At 71.0% G+C, this 20425-nt stretch carries 16 protein-coding genes; 10 read left to right on the top strand and 6 right to left on the bottom strand.

Annotated elements, in window-relative coordinates:
* The first annotated feature begins 7 nt into the window (after nucleotides 1-7).
* Nucleotides 8-1144, top strand: a complete 1137-nt coding sequence (locus H504_RS0127400) for a D-alanine--D-alanine ligase family protein (protein WP_169735468.1) — start codon at nucleotides 8-10, stop codon at nucleotides 1142-1144.
* 12 nt (nucleotides 1145-1156) lie between these two features.
* On the opposite strand, the gene H504_RS0127395 is transcribed toward H504_RS0127400, so the two are convergent.
* The gene (locus H504_RS0127395) at nucleotides 1157-1753 is read right to left on the bottom strand and encodes a DUF3515 domain-containing protein (protein WP_245614474.1); all 597 of its coding nucleotides are present in this window, start codon (nucleotides 1751-1753) and stop codon (nucleotides 1157-1159) included.
* 19 nt (nucleotides 1754-1772) lie between these two features.
* Nucleotides 1773-2006, bottom strand: a complete 234-nt coding sequence (locus tag H504_RS0127390) for an Lrp/AsnC ligand binding domain-containing protein (protein ID WP_026425394.1) — start codon at nucleotides 2004-2006, stop codon at nucleotides 1773-1775.
* 108 nt (nucleotides 2007-2114) lie between these two features.
* Here H504_RS0127390 and H504_RS0127385 point away from each other — a divergent pair, with 108 nt between their 5' ends.
* Genes H504_RS0127385 through H504_RS0127375 form a run of 3 tightly spaced genes read left to right on the top strand, consistent with a single transcriptional unit; the run spans nucleotide 2115 to nucleotide 4302 of the window.
* Nucleotides 2115-3080, top strand: coding sequence for a thiamine-phosphate kinase (locus tag H504_RS0127385; RefSeq protein ID WP_026425393.1), 966 nt, complete (start codon nucleotides 2115-2117; stop codon nucleotides 3078-3080).
* A 54-nt stretch (nucleotides 3081-3134) separates the two neighbouring features.
* Complete coding sequence (locus H504_RS0127380; protein ID WP_026425392.1) at nucleotides 3135-3590, top strand: GNAT family N-acetyltransferase; 456 nt, start codon at nucleotides 3135-3137, stop codon at nucleotides 3588-3590.
* A 37-nt stretch (nucleotides 3591-3627) separates the two neighbouring features.
* Nucleotides 3628-4302: a uracil-DNA glycosylase gene (locus H504_RS0127375; RefSeq protein WP_035306329.1), complete on the top strand. Its 675-nt coding sequence runs from the start codon at nucleotides 3628-3630 to the stop codon at nucleotides 4300-4302.
* Between the two features lie 498 nt (nucleotides 4303-4800).
* Here the strand turns inward: H504_RS0127375 and rpmB are convergent, their stop codons facing one another.
* Complete coding sequence (rpmB, locus tag H504_RS0127370; protein WP_018682090.1) at nucleotides 4801-4992, bottom strand: 50S ribosomal protein L28; 192 nt, start codon at nucleotides 4990-4992, stop codon at nucleotides 4801-4803.
* A gap of 177 nt (nucleotides 4993-5169) precedes the next feature.
* Between rpmB and H504_RS0127365 the strand changes: the two genes are divergently transcribed.
* Both H504_RS0127365 and recG read left to right on the top strand, forming a co-directional pair.
* On the top strand, nucleotides 5170-6777 hold the full coding sequence (locus tag H504_RS0127365) for a DAK2 domain-containing protein (RefSeq protein ID WP_026425390.1): 1608 nt from the start codon (nucleotides 5170-5172) through the stop codon (nucleotides 6775-6777).
* Nucleotides 6778-6839: 62 nt separating this feature from the next.
* Nucleotides 6840-9011 (top strand): ATP-dependent DNA helicase RecG, encoded by a 2172-nt coding sequence (gene recG / locus H504_RS0127360; protein ID WP_026425389.1) that lies wholly within the window; start codon nucleotides 6840-6842, stop codon nucleotides 9009-9011.
* A 693-nt stretch (nucleotides 9012-9704) separates the two neighbouring features.
* Here the strand turns inward: recG and H504_RS0127350 are convergent.
* From H504_RS0127350 to H504_RS37280, 3 genes are all read right to left on the bottom strand, one after another.
* On the bottom strand, nucleotides 9705-12002 hold the full coding sequence (locus H504_RS0127350) for an ATP-binding protein (protein WP_157440657.1): 2298 nt from the start codon (nucleotides 12000-12002) through the stop codon (nucleotides 9705-9707).
* A gap of 291 nt (nucleotides 12003-12293) precedes the next feature.
* Entirely contained in the window at nucleotides 12294-15668 is a 3375-nt protein-coding gene (locus H504_RS0127345; protein WP_026425386.1) for a pyruvate carboxylase, read from the bottom strand.
* 199 nt (nucleotides 15669-15867) lie between these two features.
* The gene (locus tag H504_RS37280; RefSeq protein ID WP_026425385.1) at nucleotides 15868-16992 is read right to left on the bottom strand and encodes a discoidin domain-containing protein; all 1125 of its coding nucleotides are present in this window, start codon (nucleotides 16990-16992) and stop codon (nucleotides 15868-15870) included.
* A 457-nt stretch (nucleotides 16993-17449) separates the two neighbouring features.
* Here H504_RS37280 and H504_RS0127330 point away from each other — a divergent pair, with 457 nt between their 5' ends.
* From H504_RS0127330 to H504_RS39070, 4 genes are all read left to right on the top strand, one after another.
* Entirely contained in the window at nucleotides 17450-17719 is a 270-nt protein-coding gene (locus tag H504_RS0127330; RefSeq protein ID WP_342668809.1) for a DUF6230 family protein, read from the top strand.
* Nucleotides 17716-18063 carry a DUF6114 domain-containing protein gene (locus tag H504_RS41660; RefSeq protein ID WP_157440655.1) on the top strand — a complete coding sequence of 116 codons (348 nt, stop codon included), beginning with the start codon at nucleotides 17716-17718 and terminating at the stop codon, nucleotides 18061-18063. The genes H504_RS0127330 and H504_RS41660 overlap by 4 nt, the downstream gene beginning before the upstream one ends.
* A 47-nt stretch (nucleotides 18064-18110) precedes the next feature.
* Nucleotides 18111-18563, top strand: a complete 453-nt coding sequence (locus H504_RS0127325; protein WP_281173672.1) for a DUF6230 family protein — start codon at nucleotides 18111-18113, stop codon at nucleotides 18561-18563.
* 75 nt (nucleotides 18564-18638) lie between these two features.
* On the top strand, nucleotides 18639-20198 hold the full coding sequence (locus H504_RS39070; RefSeq protein ID WP_051386313.1) for a coiled-coil domain-containing protein: 1560 nt from the start codon (nucleotides 18639-18641) through the stop codon (nucleotides 20196-20198).
* Nucleotides 20199-20425: the final 227 nt, after the last annotated feature.

The following is a 20425-nucleotide window of genomic DNA, read 5'->3' as shown; positions in this document are numbered from 1 at the left end:
GTTCACCATGCCCTTCCCCACGCCGTCCTCGTCCACGCCGGTGCCGCGGCGGCCCGCCGACCGGAAACTGCGGGTGGCGGTGGTGTTCGGCGGTCGCAGCACCGAGCACACCGTGTCCTGCGTGTCGGCCGCGAGCGTGCTGGCCAACCTGGACACCGACCGGTTCGAGGCCGTCCCGGTCGGCATCACCCCGGACGGCACGTGGGTGCTCGGCCCCGCCGACCCGGCGACGCTGCGCATCGAGGGCCGGCGGATGCCCAGCATCACCTCGGGCACCGCGCTCACCCTGCCCGCCGACCCGACCAACGCGAGCCTGGTCGCGCTCGAACCGGGGCGGCACGGCGAGGTCCTCAGCGGCGTCGACCTGGTGTTCCCGGTGCTGCACGGCGCCTACGGCGAGGACGGCACCATCCAGGGCCTGCTGGAGATGGTCGGCGTCCCGTACGTCGGCCCCGGTGTGCTGGCCAGCGCCGTCGCGATGGACAAGGGCTACACGAAGAAGCTGCTCGCGGTGGAGGGCCTGAACGTCGGCCGCTACGTCGAACTGCGCCGCGACCAGGCGACCCTCGCCGAGGAGCAGCGGGCGTACCTGGGGCTGCCGGTGTTCGTGAAGCCGTCGCGCGCGGGGTCGTCGACCGGCATCAGCAAGGTCACCTCGTGGGACGACCTGGAGGCCGCGATCGTGCTGGCCCGCTCCGTCGACCCGAAGGTCCTCGTCGAGGCCGCCGTCGTGGGCCGCGAGGTCGAGTGCGGGGTGCTGGAGTTCCCCGACGGCTCGGTCCGCGCGTCACTGCCCGCCGAGGTCCGGCTGCAGGACGGCGTCGACTGGTACGACTTCGACGCCAAGTACCTCGACGCCGTGTGCGAACTGGACATCCCGGCCAAGCTGTCCGACGACGTCGCCGAGCAGTTGCGGGAGACCGCGATCGCCGCGTTCCGCGCGCTGGACTGCCAGGGCCTGGCCCGGGTCGACTTCTTCGTCGGCGACGACGGCACGCTGACCGTCAACGAGGTCAACACGATGCCCGGCTTCACCCCCACCTCGGCCTACCCGAAGATGTGGGACGTCAGCGGCGTCGACTACCCGAGCCTGCTCAGCGTGTTGATCGACACGGCGCTGGCCCGCGGCACGGGCCTGCGCTAGCCGGGTCGCGTCTCACGGCCGCACCGGTTGCCGCTCCAGCGCCCGACCGACCACTTCGGACACCGTCTGCAGTGGTCCGGTGCCGAGCCCGGTGGGCAGGGTGAGCGCCACGTAGACCGGGCGGTCGACGGCGAACCAGGTCGACGCGCCCTCGTCGCCGGTCACCACCAGCCAGCGCACCCCGGACACCTCGCGCAGCTCCGAGGTCGGGGTCAGCTCCGGTGGTTTGCCCAGCCCGCACCGCAACACCACCGGGTCGCCGATCTGGTCGCCCCACGCGGCCGTGGCCGGGGGGGCGGGGTCGGCGAGGTCGAGCCGCGGCAGTGCCTTGCCGCCGTTGGGAAGCGAGCCGGGCAGGGCGGCGGTCAACGCCACGCACGACGGCGTGCCCGAGTCCGGCGCGTCGACCGGTACCAAGCCGACCGGCCCGGTCCGGGCGGTCTTCGCGGTCGACACCGGGGCCTGGTCCCCGAGGTCACGCGGCGCGAACCGGCTGGCCACCACGACCCCCACCACGAGCAGCCCCACCAGCACGGCCGCCGCCACGACCGTGCGCCGGGACAACCCGGTGTCCCTGGACTCGGGGGCGGTCGCGCTCGGCAGGCTCACCCGCCCACTAGACCACGGCCTACAGGTGGACCACCGGGCAGGTCAGCGTGCGGGTGATCCCCTCCACGTTCTGGATCCTGGCCACCACCAACTGGCCGAGCAGGTCGACGTTCTCCGCGTCCGCGCGGACGATGACGTCGTACGGCCCGGTGACGTCCTCGGCCGTCGTGACGCCCGGGATGCCCGCGATCTCCGCCGCCACCGCGGCTGCCTTGCCGACCTCGGTCTGGATCAGGATGTATGCGTGGACCACGGCGCGCCCCTTCGCGGGTAGGCGTCCCCAAGAGGTAGGAACGTGTCCAGCAACGTACCCCAGTTGCGTTTCGTTGGGGATTCCGAATGTCGGTGATCGGAGGAAGCAGTGAGTCCGAACACGCCTGAAGGCGCGGAAACCGTTGCCGAGGTGGGTGAGTTCGGGCTCATCGAACGGGTCACCGCGGGCAGACCGCAGCCGCGCACCACCCTGCTGGGTCCCGGTGACGACGCGGCCGTGGTCGCCGCCCCGGACGGGCGGGTCGTCGCGGGCACCGACGTGCTCGTGGAGGGCGTGCACTTCCGGTTCGACTGGTCCAGCCCGGAACAGGTGGGGCGCAAGGCGGTCGCGGTCAACCTGGCCGACATCGCCGCGATGGGCGCGGTCCCCACCGCGCTGCTGGTCGGCATCGCCTGCCCGCGCGAGACCGGGTCCGCGGTGATCGAGGAACTGACCGCCGGGATGTGGCAGGAGGCCGCTCAGGCCCGGGTCGGCATCGTCGGCGGCGATATGACCGCGTCCGCCACCCTTGTGATTTCCCTCACCGCATTGGGTGATCTGCGTGGGCGGGCGCCGGTCACCCGTGGCGGCGCGCGTCCGGGTGACGTCGTCGCGGTCGCCGGGCGGCTCGGGTGGAGCGCGGCCGGGTTGGCCGTGCTGGGCCGGGGATTCCGGTCGCCGGTGAGCGTGGTGGGGGCGCACCGGTTCCCGGAACCGCCGTACGCCGCCGGTCCCGCCGCCGCCGACGCGGGTGCCACCGCGATGATCGACGTGTCCGACGGGCTGCTCGCCGACCTCGGGCACATCGGGGTCGCGTCCTCGGTGGCCATCGACGTCCGGTCCGACCTGGTCGAGGTGCACCAGCGGCTGGTGGACGTCGCGACCGCGCTGGGCGGCGACCCGCGGCACTGGGTCCTCACCGGCGGCGAGGACCACGCGCTCGCCGCCACCTTCCCCGACCCGCACGGCGTTCCCGACGGCTGGCGCGTCATCGGCACCGTCGGACACGGCACGGGGGTCACGGTCGACGGGGCGGTGTACACGGGGGGAACCGGCTGGCAGCACTGGCGGTAGTCCGCTGTGCCACAGAATCATTGTCTGACAACCGAGTTCGGTCACAATGCGTTGGTGCGCATAGAGGCTCGTGGCTACGACCACCCGGACGCGGTGAAATTGATCGCGGAGATCCAGCAGGAGTACGTCATCCGCTACGGCGGCATGGACGAGACCCCGGTCGACCCGGCCGAGTTCACCCCACCGTCGGGCCTCTTCCTCGTCGGCTACGTCGATGACACCCCCGCCGTCTCCGGCGGCTGGCGCGCGGTGGACGCGACCACCGTCGAGATGAAACGGCTCTACGTGGCCCCGTCGGTCCGCGGCCGCGGGCTGGCCCGGCTCATGCTCGCCGAGCTCGAACGCACCGCCGGGGACCGCGGCCACCGGCGGCTGGTACTCGAAACCGGCCTGCGCCAACCGGAAGCGATCGCGCTGTACGAGTCGAGCGGCTACACGGCGGTGGCACCGTTCGGCTTCTACGCGGACAACGACCTGTCCCGCCACCTGGGCAAGACCCTCACCCCATGACGATCACCACTCGGCGGGGTGAGTATGGTCTGCCGCCGTGGCACGACCGCTGACCGACATCGTTGAACCCGGCTGGGCCGAGGCCCTCGCCCCCGCCGCCGACCAGATCGCCGCGATGGGCGACTTCCTGCGCGCCGAGATCGCCGCGGGCCGCCGCTACCTGCCCGCGGGCGAACACGTGCTGCGCGCGTTCCAACAGCCCTTCGCCGACGTCCGCGTCCTGATCGTCGGGCAGGACCCGTACCCGACTCCGGGTCACGCGGTCGGCCTCTCCTTCTCAGTCGCCGCCGACGTGCGGCCGATTCCGAAGAGCCTGATCAACATCTACAAGGAGTACGTGGACGACCTGGGCTACCCGACGCCGTCGAACGGGGATCTGACGCCGTGGGCTGAGCACGGGGTGCTGCTGCTCAACCGGGCGTTGACGGTGGAGCCGGGGAAGTCGAACTCCCACCAGGGGAAGGGCTGGGAGCAGGTCACCGAAGCGGCGATCCGGGCGCTGGCGGCGCGTGGGGGGCCGTTGGTGGCGATCCTGTGGGGGCGCAACGCGCGGAACCTGCGGCCGTTGCTGGGGGGTGTGCCTGCTGTTGAGTCGGCGCATCCGAGTCCGTTGTCGGCGCATAATGGGTTCTTCGGGTCGAAGCCGTTTAGTCGGGCCAATGCGATGCTGGTGGAGCAGGGCGCTGAGCCGGTGGAGTGGAAGCTGCCGTAGGGAGCTTCGGTTGCTCGGGTCGGCGGTTGATCATGGGTGTGACCTGGTTTGCCGGGGACTGTCGGTGGGTTCGTCTAGGCTGTGTATTCGGGGGCTTTTCTGCTGGTTGATCTTGGCGTGAGGGGTCTCTGGGCCTCGCTGCGCTCGGGTTTCGGCCTGGTCGCCTTCGGCGACGCCGGCCATAGGCGCCAGATTAAAGCGGTGGTGCCCGTTGTGGTGGAGTTGTTTTGTTTGGGGCCCCTAGCGGTAGCCTGGGTAAGGCTAAAAGGCGGGGCCACTGGAAAGCGTGGCCTTACCCGCCGGCCGGCTTAGGCCACCGCTTCCCCCAAACAAAACAACTTCACCACAACGGGCGGTTGGGATCGGCGGGTTTCGAGGCGCGCGGGGCGGGTTGGTTGTGGTGGTTCTTCTTCAGACTCTTTCCCAGTTTCACAAAAGGGTCGATTCCCGGTGGGGGAATCGACCCTTTTGTGAAACTGGGGCGTACTCGAAAAACCGTCAGCCGCGGACGACCTTGCCTGCTTTGAGGCAGGAGGTGCAGACGTTCAGGCGCTTGCGCTGGGAGATGCCCAGGCGTGCGTGGACGGTTTGGATGTTGGGGTTCCAGCGGCGGTTGGTCCGCCGGTTCGAGTGCGAGACCGACTTGCCGAAGCCTGGCCCCTTGCCACAGACGTCGCACACGGCAGCCACGTCAGACACTCCTTCGCCTTGGTGTTGCTCGCACCGCGCACGAACAATGATGTCAGTCCGCGGGCGCACGTACGAGAGCCCAGGCGTGCCTGGGCGGTCAGCACAGGGTAACCGGTGTCGGTGTGCGGCTCCAAACCGGGGGCTACTCTCGCGGCAACCAGGGGCTGGAGGTGGAGCGTGCTCGACGCGCTGGACGCGGCGGTGGTGCGCAGGTGGGTGGCGGCGTGCGTGCAGTCGCTGGACGTGCACCGGGTCGGGATCGACCGGATCAACGTGTACCCGGTGGCCGACGGGGACACCGGGTCGAACCTGCTGGACACGCTGCGGTCGGCGTTGGCCGCGCTGGAGGAGAACCCGGTCGGGCAGGCGGGCGCGGCGGTGGGGGTGGCGGCCCGTGGGGCGTTGGCGGGGGCGCGCGGCAACTCGGGGGTGATCGCGTCGCAGGTGCTCAGGGGGATGGCCGACGCGGTGCGCGGGTGTGCGGTGATAACCGGGCCTGACCTGCGGGAAGCGCTGCGGGAGGGTGCGCGGTTCGCGGCGACGGCGGTGTCCGAGCCGGTGCCGGGGACGATGCTGAGCGTGCTGGACGCGGCGGCGGCCGCCGAGGGGCCGGATGGGCTGCACGACGTGGCGGTCGCGGCGGCGCGGGCGGCGGCGGTGGCCCTCGACCGGACCCCGGCCCAGTTGGCGGCACTGGCCGAGGCCGGGGTGGTCGACGCGGGGGGCCGTGGCGTGGTCGTCCTGTTGGACGCGTTGGTCGCGGTGATCGCGGAGCAGCCCGCGGCGTTGGCGGCGGCGGCGCGCGCGAGGGACGACGAGCCGCACATCCCGCGGGCCCGCGAGGGCGGCTCCGACCTGTACGCCTACGAGGTCATGTACCTGCTGAACGACATCGACGAGCCCGCCGTCGAAGGGTTGCGGGACGAGTTGGACCGGGTGGGTGACTGCGTGTCCGTGGTCGGCGACGGTGATGGCCTGTGGACCGTCCACGTGCACTGCAACGACATCGGCGCCGCCATCGAGGCCGGGATCGACGCGGGTAGGCCGCGGCGGATCCGGGTGGCGCGGTTCGCCGACGCCGTGCCCGCCACCGTCGACCGGTTCACCCGGGATCGGGCGGTGGTGGCGGTGGTGCGCGGGGACGACCTGGCGGAGTTAGTCGCGGCCGAGGGGGTCGCGGTCCTCAAGGCCGGGCAGGCCGAGCCGAACGCGTACGAACTGGTCGAGGTGATCACCGGGACCGGCGCGGGGCACGTCACGGTGCTGCCGGGGGACTCGGGGCTGGTGGCGGTCGCGGACGAGGCGGCGATCCGGGCGGTCGCGGCCGGGCAGGACGTGGTGGTGGTGCCGTGCGCGTCGCCGGTGCAGGCGTTGGCCGCGATCGCGGTGCACGACCCGCGCAGGCGTGCCGGTGACGACGTCGTCGCCATGGCGGAGGCGGCCGCGGCGACCCGGCGCGGTGAGGTCGTGGTGGCCGAAGCGGACGGCATCACCTGGATCGGGCCGTGCCGCGCCGACGACGTCCTCGGGTTCGCCGACGGTGAGGTCGTGCTGATCGAGGTGGGGCCGTCCGGGCCGGACGTGCTGGTCCGGGCCGCGGTCGGCGTGCTGGAGCGGATGCTGGTGGCGGGCGGCGAGCTCGTCACCGCGCTCATGGGCCTCGACGCGCCGGACGCGGTGGCCGACGGGCTGGCCGCGTTCCTGCGCCGCGAGCGCCCCGACATCGACCTGGCCGTGCACCGGGGCGGGCAGGCTGGTTCGGTGGTGGTGCTCGGCGTGGAGTGATCCGGTGACGCAGTGTCGGTGGGTCGCGACACAATGTGCGTCAGGCGGACGAGAGGAACGGGATGACGGCGCTGGGCGAGCGACTGGACCGGTTGGTGGGCAAGAAGTCGGCGGACGCGCTGGCCGCCGCGTTCAACCTGGCCACCGCCGGTGACCTGCTGCGCCACTACCCGCGCCGGTACGCCGAGCGCGGCCAGCTCACCGACATCGCGGGGCTGGAGGTCGGCGAGCACGTCACCGTCATGGCCAAGGTCGTGTCGGTGAACAAGCGGCAGATGAAGACCAAGCGCGGCAGCCTGGTCGAGGTGTCGCTCACCGACGGCAAGCGGAACCTGGAGTGCGCGTTCTTCAACCAGCCGTGGCACGTGGAGAAGCTCAAGCCCGGCATCAGCGCCCTGTTCTCCGGCAAGGTCACCGCGTTCCGGCAGAAGCTGCAGTTGGCCAACCCGGACTACCAACTGCTCGACGGCGACGCCGAGGCCGAGCCGGGGACCGCCGCCGTCGAGGAGTTCGCGGGCGGGCTGATCCCGGTGTACCCGGCGTCGGCGAAGATCCAGTCCTGGCAGATCGCCCAGTGCGTGCAGCAGACCCTGGCCGTGCTCGACGAGATCGAGGACCCGTTCCCGGACGAGCTGCGCGACAAACTCGGCCTGCCGCCGTACGAGGAGGCGGTCCGGTCCATCCACCGCCCGGCGGAGTGGGCCGATCTGGAGCGGGCGCGGGTCCGGCTCAAGTGGGATGAGGCGTTGTCCGTCCAGTTGGCGCTGGCCCAGCGCAGGCAGGCGGCGGGCGCGCGCCCCGCACCGGCCTGCCCCGTCAAACCCGGTGGCATCCTTGCCGAATTCGACCAGCGACTGCCGTTCACCTTGACGGCCGGGCAGGTTGAGGTCGGCGCGGCGATCGAGGCGGATTTGTCCGTCGAGCACCCGATGAACCGGTTGCTGCAGGGCGAAGTGGGTTCGGGTAAGACGATTGTGGCGCTGCGGGCCATGTTGCAGGCAGTTGACGCGGGCAAGCAGGCGGCGATGCTCGCGCCGACTGAGGTTCTCGCCGCGCAACACGCGCGGTCGTTGCGGGAACTGCTGGGGGATCTTGCACAGGCGGGGGAGCTGGGTGGGGCCTCGAACGCCACTCGGATCACGTTGTTGACCGGGTCGCTGACGGCGCCGCAGCGTAAACAGGCCATGTTGGACGCGGCGAGCGGTGCGGCCGGGATTGTCGTGGGCACGCACGCTCTCATCCAGGACAAGGTCAGCTTTGCCGCGCTCGGTCTGGTGGTTGTGGACGAACAGCACCGGTTCGGGGTCGAGCAGCGGGACGCGCTCCGTGGTCGGGCCGGGGACGACCTCACTCCACATGTGCTGGTCATGACGGCCACCCCGATTCCCCGAACGGTCGCGATGACGGTGTACGGCGATTTGGAGACTTCAGCGCTGCGCGAGCTTCCGGCGGGGCGTTCGCCGATTTCCACGACTGTTGTGCCGGTGGCGGAGAAACCGGCTTGGTTTGATCGGGTTTGGCAGCGAGTCCGGGAGGAAGTGGCCGGGGGGCACCAGGCTTATGTCGTGTGTCCTCGAATTGGGGATGAGGAGGACGGCCCGGGGGGAGCCGATGACCGGCGGCCGCCGTTGGCAGTCATCGATGTCGCCGCTTCGCTGGCCGGGGGGCCGTTGGCTGGGCTGCGGGTGGGGATTCTGCACGGACGGATGGCGGCTGACGACAAAGACGCGGTGATGCAAGCGTTTGCGGGGGCGGTGGTGGATGTACTGGTCGCGACAACGGTGGTTGAGGTGGGGGTGAACGTGCCGAACGCGACGGCGATGGTGATTCTGGATGCTGATCGATTTGGGGTGAGCCAGTTGCACCAGCTTCGGGGGCGGGTGGGGCGGGGGAGCGCGCCCGGGGTTTGTTTGCTGGTCACGGAGATGCCTGCTGGGACGGCCACGCGGGATCGGTTGGACGCCGTGGCGTCGACGTTGGACGGTTTCGAACTGGCTCGGCTGGATTTGGAGTTGCGGCGGGAGGGGGACATTTTGGGGGCCAGCCAGTCGGGGGTGCGGTCGACGTTGAAGATGTTGAGTTTGACGCGGGACGAGCAGATCATCGCGGACGCGCGGGTGGTGGCGCATGCGCTGGTGGCTGATGATGCCGAGCTGGGGGGATTTCCCGGGTTGGCTGGGATGGTGCATCAGGTGATTGACGCGGGGCGGGCGGAGTATTTGGAGAAGGCTTGAGGGGTCTTTGGGCCTCGGCTGCGCCTCGGGGTTCGGCCTGGTCGCCTTCGGCGACGCCGGCCTCGGGCGCCGGATTTTTCGGGCAGTGCCCGCTGGGGTGAAGTTGTTTTGTTTGGGGCCCCTGTGCGGTGGCCTGGGTAAGGCTAAAAGGCGGGGCCACTGGAAAGCGTGGCCTTACCCGCCTGCCGGCTTAGGCCACCGCCTCCCCCAAACAAAACAACTTCACCCCAGCGGGCGGTTGGTATCGGCGGGTTTCGAGGCGCGCGGTGCGAGTGTGCGCTTTGTATTCCAGTCTCTTCTCTTTTTCTGATTGCTCTCCCGTCTCCCGTCTCCCGTCTCCCGTCTCCCGTCTCCCGTCTCCCGTCTCCCGTCTCCCGTCTCCCGTCTCCCGTCTCCCGTCTCCCTTTTTCTCACCCCTTCTTGTCTGTCATTTTCAGGTTCTTGTCCCGATTTCCGCCCCTCATTCCCTTGCCCGCTTTTGGCCTCTTCTTTTCTGTTAGACTTCCTCTTCCTCTTCCTCTTCCTCTTCCTCTTCCTCTTCGCTTTGCTCCTTCTTTTTTCTTTCTGCTCCTGCTCGCTTTACCCCATCCCCATCCCCATCCCCATCCCCATCCCCATCCCCATCCCCATCCCCATCCCCATTGGCGCGCTCCTCCTCTGCTGAAGAATGAGTGCGGATTGCAAAGGGGGGAGTCAGGCGGTTTGTTGGTTGTGGCGGTCGGTGTACCAGCGGGGGAGTTGGGCGCGGCGGCGGAGGCCTAGTTTGGGGAGGAGGCGGCGGATGTGGGTTTCCACGGTTCGGGTGCTGATGTGGAGGAGTTCGGCGATTTCGCGGTTGTTGAGGCCCTGGGCGGCGAGTTCGGCGACTTCGCGTTCGCGGGTGGTTAGTTCGAGCCAGGGGTTGGCGGCGGGTGGGGTTTCGCCGAGGGCGACGGCTTGGGCCGCGGAGGGGGTGAGGGTGGTGCCGGTGTCGAAGGTGGTTCGGTAGGTTTCCGGGCCGAGGGCGCGCAGGCATTGTCGTTCTACTTCGCTGTGGATGTGGGCGAAGGGGCGCATGGCGGCGATTTGGAAACCGGTGGTGGTGCGGAGGGTGCGGGTGATGCCGAGGACCCGGGTGGCCGTCCCGTAGTCCCCGGTGGCGGCGAGGGACCAGGCGATTCCGTGGATGCTCCACACGGTGCCCCACCGTTCGTCCCAGGAGCGTTGTTCGAGGAGGGAGCGGCGGAACAGCGTGACTGCTCGGGTGGGGGAGCCGTGGCGGAGTTCGGTGAGGGCGCGGACCCAGCGGGTCCAACTGAGGGCCCACGCGGCGCCCGCGGTGGTGGCCTCGGTGTGGATCTGGGTGGCGGCTTCGCGGGCTTCGGCGGGGGAGCCGAGGAACGCGGTGGCGATTCCCCAGAACAGGGCGGCCATGTGGGCGGCGCCGTGGCGGTCGGCGGCGAGGAGGTCTGCTCGGGCGCGGGCCAACTGTTGGATCGCGGCGGCGTCGCCGGTGATGATCAGGCGGTAGGCGCCCTCGGCGAAGGTGGTGGCGGGGTCGCGTGGCGCCAGTGCGCGGCAGCGGGACAGGGCGGCCTCGGCGCGGGTCGGGTCGCCCATGCACACGGCGGTCCACGACGCGGCGACGGCGGCCTCGACAAGCACAGGCACCGGTGCCGACGGGGGTTGTTCGGCCAGTAGCCGGGTCAGCCAGAGGTAGCCCTCGCGGATGGTGCCGCGGAAGAACCACACCCGCAGGTTCGCCAAGCCGATCGCGATGCCCAGGCCCGCGACGGCTTGGTCGCCACCGGCGTCGACGGCGTACTGCATGGCGCTGCGCAGGTTGGCGAAGTGGGACACCGCCATCCGCACCCACCACAGTTCGCGTTCCCCCGGGGCGAACCACTTCTGGGCCGCTTCGAGCGCGAAGTCCCGGTAGTACGCCAGGTGCCGGTCGCGCAGCAGCGCGGTCTCGCCGCTCTCGGCGAGCCGGTCGGCGGCGTACTGGCGGGTGGTCTCCAGCATCCGGTACCTGGCGATCCCGTCGACCTCGTACATGCCGAGCACCGACTTCTGGATCAGCCCGTCCACCAGGTCGAGCACCCGGTCCGCGGTGATCTCGGTGCCGTCGGCGCAGATCGCCTCGGCGGCGCGGATGCAGAAGCCCGCCTCCGGGATCGACAACCGCTGCCACGCCAACTGTTCCGCCGCGTCGCACAGCCGGTACGTGCAGTCCAGCACCCCGGCCAGCGCTCGGTGCTGCGGGGCGAGGTCGCGCCGCTGCGAGGCCAGCACGCTGAAGGCGCCGTCCAGCCGGTCGATGAGCTGGTTGACGGTGAGGCTGCGCAACCGGGCCGCCGCGAGGGTGATCGCCAGCGGTAGACCATCCAGCTTGCGCACCAGGTGCACGACGTCGGTGACGTTGTCCTCGGTGACCGCGAAATCGCCCGCCACCGCGGTTGCCCGGTCCACCAGCAGTCGCACGGCGTCGCTCGCACGCACCTCGTCGAGACCCGCGCACGGATCGGGTAAACCCAGTGGTTCCAACCGGTACAGGCGCTCGCCGGGGACGTGCAGCGGCGCGATCCGGCTGGTGGCCAGGATTCGCAGCGCGGGCGCGCTCGCCAGCAACGTGGCGGCCAAGTCGGCGGCGGCGTCGGCCACGTGCTCGCAGTTGTCCAGCACCAACAGAACGGCCCGCGCGCCGAGGTGGTCCAAGAGCGCGGTCAGCGGCGGGTGCGGCGAGTGGTCGCGGACCCCGACCGACTCGGTTACCAGCGCGACCAGCATCTCCGCGTCGTTCACCTGGGTCAGGTCGACCACGTGCACCGGGTCCGGGTAGTCGCGGACCGCGCGCAGAGCCAGTTCGGTCTTGCCGACACCGCCCGCGCCGTGCACGGTCAGCATCCGGGTGCCGCGCAGCCGTTCCGCCAGCGCGGCCAGGTCGTCGTCCCGGCCGACGAAGGTCGCGACCGGCACCGGTCGCGCGATCAACTCCTCCCCAGTGGCCACCCGACCAGCCTAGGCCGATCGGCGGGCGGGCCGCCCGGCGCCGCAGCCCACCCCCATTCGGTTACCACGGGCTGGGTGCGGGCGGCCCGCTCCATGCCCCCCGACATCGGGATGTGTACCGACCACCTGAGCCGACCTCCACCGAGTAACCCGAACCGCACCCGACGCGCACCGGTTGTCCTGCGGTTTCGGTGGCCGCTGGGATCAAGGTCACGGCGCGCGTACGTAGTTTCCCGGACATGCGCGCACCCCCGCCGACACCGGGTGCGACGGGGGTGCGCGACCGGACCACTACCCCAGTACGACGAGCAAATCGCCGCCTTCGACTTGCTGGACCGCGCCGATGGCCAACCGCGCCACGGTGCCCGACTTGGGGGCGGTGATCGCGGCCTCCATCTTCATCGCCTCGATGGTGGCGACGGTGGCGCCCGCCTCGACCGCGTCGCCCTCGGCCACCGCCAGGGTGACCACGCCCGCGAACGGGGCGGCGACGTGGTTCTGGTTCGCCCGGTCCGCCTTCTCCGCCGCGGGCAGGTCCGCGGCGACGGACCGGTCGCGGACCTGGATCGGCCGCAGTTGCCCGTTGAGCGTGGCCATGACGGTGCGCATGCCGCGCTCGTCGGCATCGGCGACCGCTTCCAGTTCCAGCAGCAGCGTCACACCGCGGTCGAGGTGCACCGCGTACTCGCGGCCCTGCTCCAGGCCGTAGAAGAAGTCCTTGCTGGCCAACACGCTGGTGTCGCCGAACTGGTCGCGGTGGGCCAGGAACTCGCGGGTCGGGCCGGGGAACAGCAGCCGGTTCAGCGTGCCGCGCCGGTCGTTTTCCAGCCCCGCGCGGTCCTCGTCGGTCAGTTCCGCGACGCCCTTGGGCGCCGGGCGGCCCTTGAGCGCCTTGGTGCGGAACGGTTCCGGCCAGCCACCGGCCGGGTCGCCGAGCTCACCGTGCAGGAAGCCGATCACCGAGTCCGGGATGTCGAAGCGGCCCGGGTCGGCCTCGAACTCCTTGGGGTCGACCCCGGCGCCGACCAGGTGCAGCGCCAGGTCGCCGACGACCTTGGACGACGGGGTCACCTTCACCAGGCGACCCAGCATCCGGTCGGCGGCGGCGTAGGTGGTCTCGATCTCCTCGAACCGGTCGCCGAGGCCGAGCGCGACGGCCTGGGTGCGCAGGTTCGACAGTTGACCGCCGGGGATCTCGTGGTGGTACACCCGGCCGGTCGGCGACGGCAGGCCCGCCTCGAACGGCTGGTAGACCTTCCGCACGATCTCCCAGTACGGCTCCATGTCCGACACGGCCTGCAGCGACAGCCCGGTCTCCCGGTCGCTGTGGTCGGTGGCGGCCACGATCGCCGAGAGCGACGGCTGCGACGTGGTGCCGGACATGGACGCGACCGCGCCGTCCACGGCGTCCACACCGGACTGGATGGCGGCCAGGTAGGTGGCCAGTTGCCCGCCAGCGGTGTCGTGCGTGTGCAGGTGGACCGGCAGGTCGAACTCCTTGCGCAGCGCGGAGATCAGCCGCGCGGCGGCGGGCGGGCGCAGCAGCCCGGCCATGTCCTTCACCGCGAGCACGTGCGCGCCCGCGCCGACGATCTGCTCGGCCAGCTTCAGGTAGTAGTCCAGCGTGTAGAGCTGCTCGGCCGGGTCGGACAGGTCGGCGGTGTAGCAGAGGGCGACCTCGGCGACCGCGGTGCCGGTCTCCCGGACCGCCTCGATCGCGGGCCGCATCTGCTCGACGTCGTTGAGCGCGTCGAAGATGCGGAAGATGTCGATGCCGGTGTCGGTGGCCTCGCGGACGAACGCGTCGGTGACCTCCGTCGGGTACGGGGTGTAGCCGACCGTGTTCCGCCCGCGCAGCAGCATCTGCAGGCAGATGTTGGGCACCGCCTCGCGCAGCGCCGCCAGCCGCTCCCACGGGTCCTCGGCGAGGAACCGCAGTGCCACGTCGTAGGTCGCGCCGCCCCAGCACTCCAGCGAGAACAGCTCCGGCGTGGACCGCGCCACGTGCGGGGCGACCGCGAGCAGGTCCTTGGTGCGCACCCGGGTGGCCAGCAGCGACTGGTGCGCGTCGCGGAAGGTCGTGTCGGTGACGCCGACCCGTTTGTTCTCCCGCATCCAGCGGGCGAAGCCCTCCGGGCCCAGCTCCACCAGCTTCTGCTTGGTGCCCGCGGGCGGCTCGGCGGCCAGGTCGACCTCGGGCAGCTTCTCCCGCGGGTCGAGCACCTTCGGGCGGGCGCCGTGCGGCCGGTTGACCGTCACGTCCGCCAGGTAGGTCAGCAGCCGGGTGCCGCGGTCGGCGGAGCTGCGCGCGGTCAGCAGGTGCGGGCGCTGCTCGATGAACGCGGTGGTGACCCGACCGGCCACGAAGTCCGGGTCGTCCAGCACGGCCTGCAGGAACGGGATGTTCGACGCGACACCGCGGATGCGGAACTCGGCGACCGCGCGCCGGGCCCGGCGGACCGCGGCCGGGAAGTCGCGGCCGCGGCAGGTGAGCTTGACCAGCATCGAGTCGAAGTGGGCGCTGACCTCGGCGCCCGCCGCGGTGCCGCCGTCCAGCCGGATGCCGCTGCCGCCGGGGGAGCGGTAGGCGCTGATCATGCCGGTGTCCGGGCGGAACCCCTTGGCCGGGTCCTCGGTGGTGATCCGGCACTGCAGGGCCGCGCCGCGCAGGTAGATGTCGTCCTGGCTCAGGCCGAGGTCGGCCAGCGTCTCGCCGGAGGCGATCCGCAGTTGCGACTGCACCAGGTCGACGTCGGTGACCTCCTCGGTGACCGTGTGCTCGACCTGGATGCGCGGGTTCATCTCGATGAAGACGTGGTTGCCGCGGGTGTCGAGCAGGAACTCGACGGTGCCCGCGTTCTGGTAGCCGATGTGCCTGGCGAAGGCCACCGCGTCGGCGCAGATCCGGTCCCGCAGGTCCGGGTCCAGGTTCGGCGCGGGCGCGATCTCGATGACCTTCTGGTGCCGCCGCTGCAGCGAGCAGTCCCGCTCGTAGAGGTGGATCACGTTGCCCACGCCGTCGGCGAGGATCTGCACCTCGATGTGCCGCGGGTCGACCACGGCCTGCTCCAGGAACACCGTGGCGTCGCCGAACGCGGACTCGGCCTCGCGCATCGCGGCTTCCAGCGACTCGCGCAGCGCCTTGGGCTCCTCCACCCGGCGCATGCCGCGGCCACCGCCACCGGCGACGGCCTTGACGAACACCGGGTAGCCGATGTCGTCGGCGGCGGTGATCAGCGACTCGACGTCGGTGGACGGCTCGGTGGAGCGCAGCACCGGCAGACCCGCCTCGCGGGCGGCGGCGATGGCGCGCGCCTTGTTGCCGGTCAGCTCGAGGACGCTCGCGTCCGGCCCGACGAAGGTGATGCCCGCCTCGGCGCACGCCTTCGCCAGCTCCGGGTTCTCGGAGAGGAAGCCGTAGCCGGGGTAGACCGCGTCGGCGCCCGCCTTCCGGGCGGCCTTGACGATCTCCTCGACGCTCAGGTAGGCGCGGACCGGGTGACCGGGCTCGCCGATCTCGTAGGCCTCGTCGGCCTTCATCCGGTGTGGCGAGTTGCGGTCCTCGTAGGGGAAGACCGCCACCGTCCCCGCGCCCAGTTCGTACCCGGCTCGGAACGCCCGGATGGCGATCTCGCCTCGGTTGGCGACGAGCACCTTGCGGAACATGCCCGGTTACCTCCTGCTGCCTGGGAGAAGACGGTCACCGGAGATTATCGTGGATGTCCCAGTGATCGGGAACGTCGTCCCACGTGACAGAGCCCATCCTGATCGATCCGCATTCGATGTTTTGCGGCGGGGAGACCGGGATCCGCGAGGATTTCCGGCCTGTCGGCGGGACAGCTCGACGGGCGCGATTAACGGCCGTTCACACTGTCGGCCGCTCCACGATCTCATGGACGACCGTCCCCGTCGAGCCCGGCCCGAACAGCAGCCGCGCCTGCCCGGCCACCAGGCCGCGCGCGTCGACGTCGGTGTACTCGCCCGCCACCCGACCGACCGTGTGCCAGTCGCCGGACTGGTCGCGCAGTTGCACCGGTGTACCGGGTTGGGTGCCCCGGCCCGCGAGCACGACGACCCGGTGCACCGGGTGCGGCACGCCCAGCGGGACCACCAGCGGGTCGCCGGTCGAGGTGTAGCCGGTGTCGGCGTCACCGTCGGCGGTCGCGTCGGTCGGCCCGGGGCGCACCGAGACCTCCCGCACGGCCAGCCAGTGCCGCTGGCCTGCGGTCGCCCGCAACCGCAGGTAGCGGACGTCCAGCGGGGCCGGGCCGAGGTCGGCGGTGACGGTGGCCGACCCGGGCAGCCGCCGCACGGTCGTCCAGCCCACCCCGTCGACCGAGCCCTCCAGCACCCCGGTGCGCAGGAAGTCCCGTGGCCGCGCGGTCGTGCCCATGGTCAGGCCGACCTCCTCGACCGGGCGCACCCGACCGAGGTCCAGCACGAACTGGGTGCCGGGTCGGGGGGCGCCCGCGCTCCAGTAGAAGGTCGAGGTGTCGCCGTCGGTCATCCGGGCGGCCACGTGGTCGGTGTAGGCGGCGGCCGCGGTCGACACCGGCCGGGAGCGGACCAGCCCGAGCGCCCGGTCCGAGGCGGCGAGCGCGGCGGTCGTGAACGCGGCGTGCCGCTCGGGGACGGGGACGCCGCGCAGCGCCAGCCGCTCGCACCAGGCCCGCCGCTGATCACCCTCGGCGTGCGCGGCGAGCATCCGCACCGCGTGCCGCACCGGCTCGGTCGCCGGTCCCTCGGCCCGCAGCAGGGCGTCCACGATCGCGGCGTCCTTGCGGACGTCGGTCCCCGCCGAGTACCCGGCCCAGAACCGGGCCATCGCCCCGGACAGGTCCACCGGAACCTGGGCGTCGTCGGTCGCGACCACCCGGTCCGGCTCCGGTTCGGCCTGGGCTGGCGTGCCCGCCAGCGCGCCGACGAGGGCGCCGATCACGGTCGCGGCCAGCGGCGCGGCGACTCGCGGGCGTCTGCCTCCCGGGGGCATGGCGGATCCTCTCGTCCGGACCACAACGTCCGCGGCTCGATTCCGTGCCCGGGAACGCCCCCAGCCGGACACGGCCGCGATGCTGCCGGCCGGGACCCCGCGGGCACCAGGGGCCTCACCCGGACGGCGGCGTCCGGACACCGGCCGGACTGTCCGCAGTAGAGGTTGCGCATCGCCGTGTTCACGCGGAGTTCGCCCGTGCACCCGCTCACGCGATCACCGGTTCGTCACCACACGGTGACCCACACGACCCCGCGCACCAGGTTGACCGGCGCCCAGCCGAAGGCGCGCGAATCGTTCGAACCGGCCGGGTTGTCGCCGAGCAGTCGCCGCATGCGCGCACGTTACCCGGCGGTAGCTTCTAGCAAACCGCTAGTCGACTACTCGGGGTGACCATCGGCCGTCTCACCGTCTCGGCCCTGAGCAGCGGGCGAGGCGCTGACCCCGGAGACCGCCCATCGTCAACGCCCACAACCTGATCTTGGAGGTGAAGGCTTTCCAGGGCGGCCAGAGCCAATTTTCCGAAATGGTGCTCGGCAAGACCGCGAACCGGGTGCGAATGGGCGGACAACCGCTCGACGGCGGCACGGTCGGCGCTTTCGGCCTGGAGGCGGGCGTGGTCCAGGTCACCGGGCTCAGCGCGGACGCCTACACCGCGGAGATCAGCGCCAACATCGCCCCGCGGAAACTAAACCCCGGCATCGTGCCAGGCACTGTCAACTGTTGAGGTGGTGGACATGCGGGTGCCGGGAATCGCCTTCCCGTTGGTTCGCCGACTTCCGGCGCACCCGGCCGTTCTGGGGCGGGCTGTGGCTGGTGCTGGGCGGCTGGGCGATCATGTCGCTGACCTTCGCGCCGGTCGCCGCCGTGCTCGCGGCGGGCTTCGCCGGGTACCTGCTCGGCGTCGGGTTGATCCTGTTCGGACTGTGCGCCTGGTTCGCCCCGCGCCCGCCACCCGGCCGGGTTCTTGGTCGGCGTGCTGCTCGGCCGCGCCGCGCTGCTCGTCGTGCCCGCGCTCACCCTCGCTGGTGCACTCGGTGCGCGTGTGGCCGGTGGGGCGCTCGCGAGTGAAGTGGTGATCCGGGGCGGGACGCTGTCGCTGTCCACCAGTGGTCTGTATGGGACTGACTTCGGGTTGTCCGTCGGCGACGCGATCCGAGCTGTGCCTGTCCGTGCGGCAGCAGATCCTCGGCGCCTGGTTCACCCTCTTCGTCACCGGCGGCGACGGCGACCGGTCCACTTGGGAGATCCAGACCGAGAACGTGGAGCTGGACGTGGTGTCGGCGACCGGTGCGCTGGACATGGACGGTGTGGTCGACACCGGGGTGCCCGGCGAGGACGTCACAACGATCAAGGACGCGGCGGGGAATTCCGCACCGAACCCCCTTCACGTTCCCCCCGGTGAGCGCCGGATCGGCATCGATGCCGGTTTCGCGGAATTCCGCCAGGTGCAGGGCCGGATCGCCGTGATGACCATCCCGCAGCCGTTCACGATGCCGAACCTGGCGGTGCGGATCCAGCCGGGTCGCGCGCAATGCGCGGCTCCCGCTGCGCCGCAAGGCAATCCGTAGCGCGGCGGGCCCACCCACCGAGAATTAACTACTCCGGCGGGTTCACTCCCGCGGCGGTCATACTAAAGTGGGGCAATGCCCTCTGGTGACGCCGAGTCCACCGACCGACTTCCGCACTTCGACACCGTTCTGCGCGGGTACAACCCCCGCCAGGTCAACGAACGGGTCACCCGCCTCACCTACGACCTGCGCCACGCGTCCAAGGGCCGCGACGACGCGCAGTCGAAGGTCGCCGAGCTGACCAAGTCGCTCGGCTCGCTCCAGCAGCAGTTACTGGAGACGACGACCCGGTTGAACCGGATCAGCGCCAACCCCAACAGCACCGAGGGCATGACCGAGCGGGTGCGGTTGATGATGCAGTTGGCGGAGGAGGAGATCGCCGAGTTCAAGCGGCAGGCCGACGAGTACGGCGCCTCCACCAGGGCCGAGGCCGAGTCCTACGGCGCGGGTACCCGCAAGGAAGCGGACGGCTACTCCTCGGCGACGCGCACCGCCGCCGATGACTACGCCGCGCAGACCCGCCTCAACGCCGAGGCGTACGCGGGCAAGACGGCCAAGACCGCCGACGACGCCGCGGCCGCCACCCGCGGCGAGGCCGACACCTACGCCAAGACCCTCAAGGCCAAGCACGACAAGCTCATCGTCGACCTGGAGGAGCGCCGCAAGCAGTTGGAGGCGGACTACACCCGCAACCACGCCGAGCTGGACGCCGAGTACGAGTCGATGCGCGCCACCCTGGCCGCCGAGCACAAGCAGTTGATGGCCGACGCCCGCGCCGAGGTCGAGAAGCAGGCCAAGGCCAACGAGGCCCGCATCGCCCAGCTCTACGACGAGGCCGCCGCGCACCGCGACCAGTTGGACACCGAGGCCCTCGCCGCCCGCGACCAGCTCGACGCCGACTCCGCGACCCGCCGCGCCGCCGCCGAGCAGCAGGCCGACCAGGCCCTCGCCGACAAGCGCGCCGCCGCCGAGGCCGCCATCGCCCAGCGCACGGACGAGGTGGAGCACGCCCTCGCCGCCCGCACCAGCGAGGTCGAGGGCAACCTGGCCGAGCAGACCGCCGCGATCGAGGCCGCCCTCCTCGCCCAAACCGAGGAAACCGAGAAGGCCCTCGCCGACGCCCGCGCCAGCGCCGAAGCCGACATCAAGACCCAACGCGACTCCGCCGAAAAGGCCGCCGCCCGCCTGGTCGCCGACGCCGAAAAGCAGAAGGCGGACACGGAAAAGGCCCTCGCCGACGCCCGCGCCAAGTCCGACGCCGACATCAAGTCGCAGCGCGACACCGCCGAAAAGGCCGCCGCCAAACTCGTCGCCGACGCCGAAAAGCACAAGGCGGACACCGAGAAGTCTCTCGCCGACGCCCGCGCCAAGTCCGACGCGGACATCACCACCCAGCGCCAAGCCGCCGAATCCCACGCCGCCACCCTCATCGCCGACGCCGAGTCGAAACTCGCCAACGCCACCACCCGCCACGAACAAGCCGACGCCTTCGAACGCCGCGTGTCAGAACAGGTCGCCAACACCTTCGCCGTCCTCGAAGAAGCCCGCCAACACTTCACCGAGAGCCTGGCCAACGCCACCAAGCCCACGTCTCCGTCGAAGAACGGCACCCCCGCCCGAGCAGGCTCCCGCTAGCCCACCCTTTTTACCCCAGCGCGCTGGCAGACCCCCCTCTGCCAGCGCGCTTTTGTGTCTATTCCCCCCCGGCGCCCCCGGGTCAACAAGACCCGCAAACACTTCTACCAACCACCACCCTTATCGACCATCCCCCACCCCTCATCGACGAAGGCCGCCAGCCCACCCCACGCGCCTCGGAAGCCGCCGACACCAACTGCCCGTTGGGGTGAAGTTGTTTTGTTTGG

Source organism: Actinokineospora inagensis DSM 44258 (assembly GCF_000482865.1).
Classification (GTDB): Bacteria; Actinomycetota; Actinomycetes; order Mycobacteriales; family Pseudonocardiaceae; genus Actinokineospora; species Actinokineospora inagensis.
This window is presented reverse-complemented; position numbering and strand designations above follow the sequence as displayed.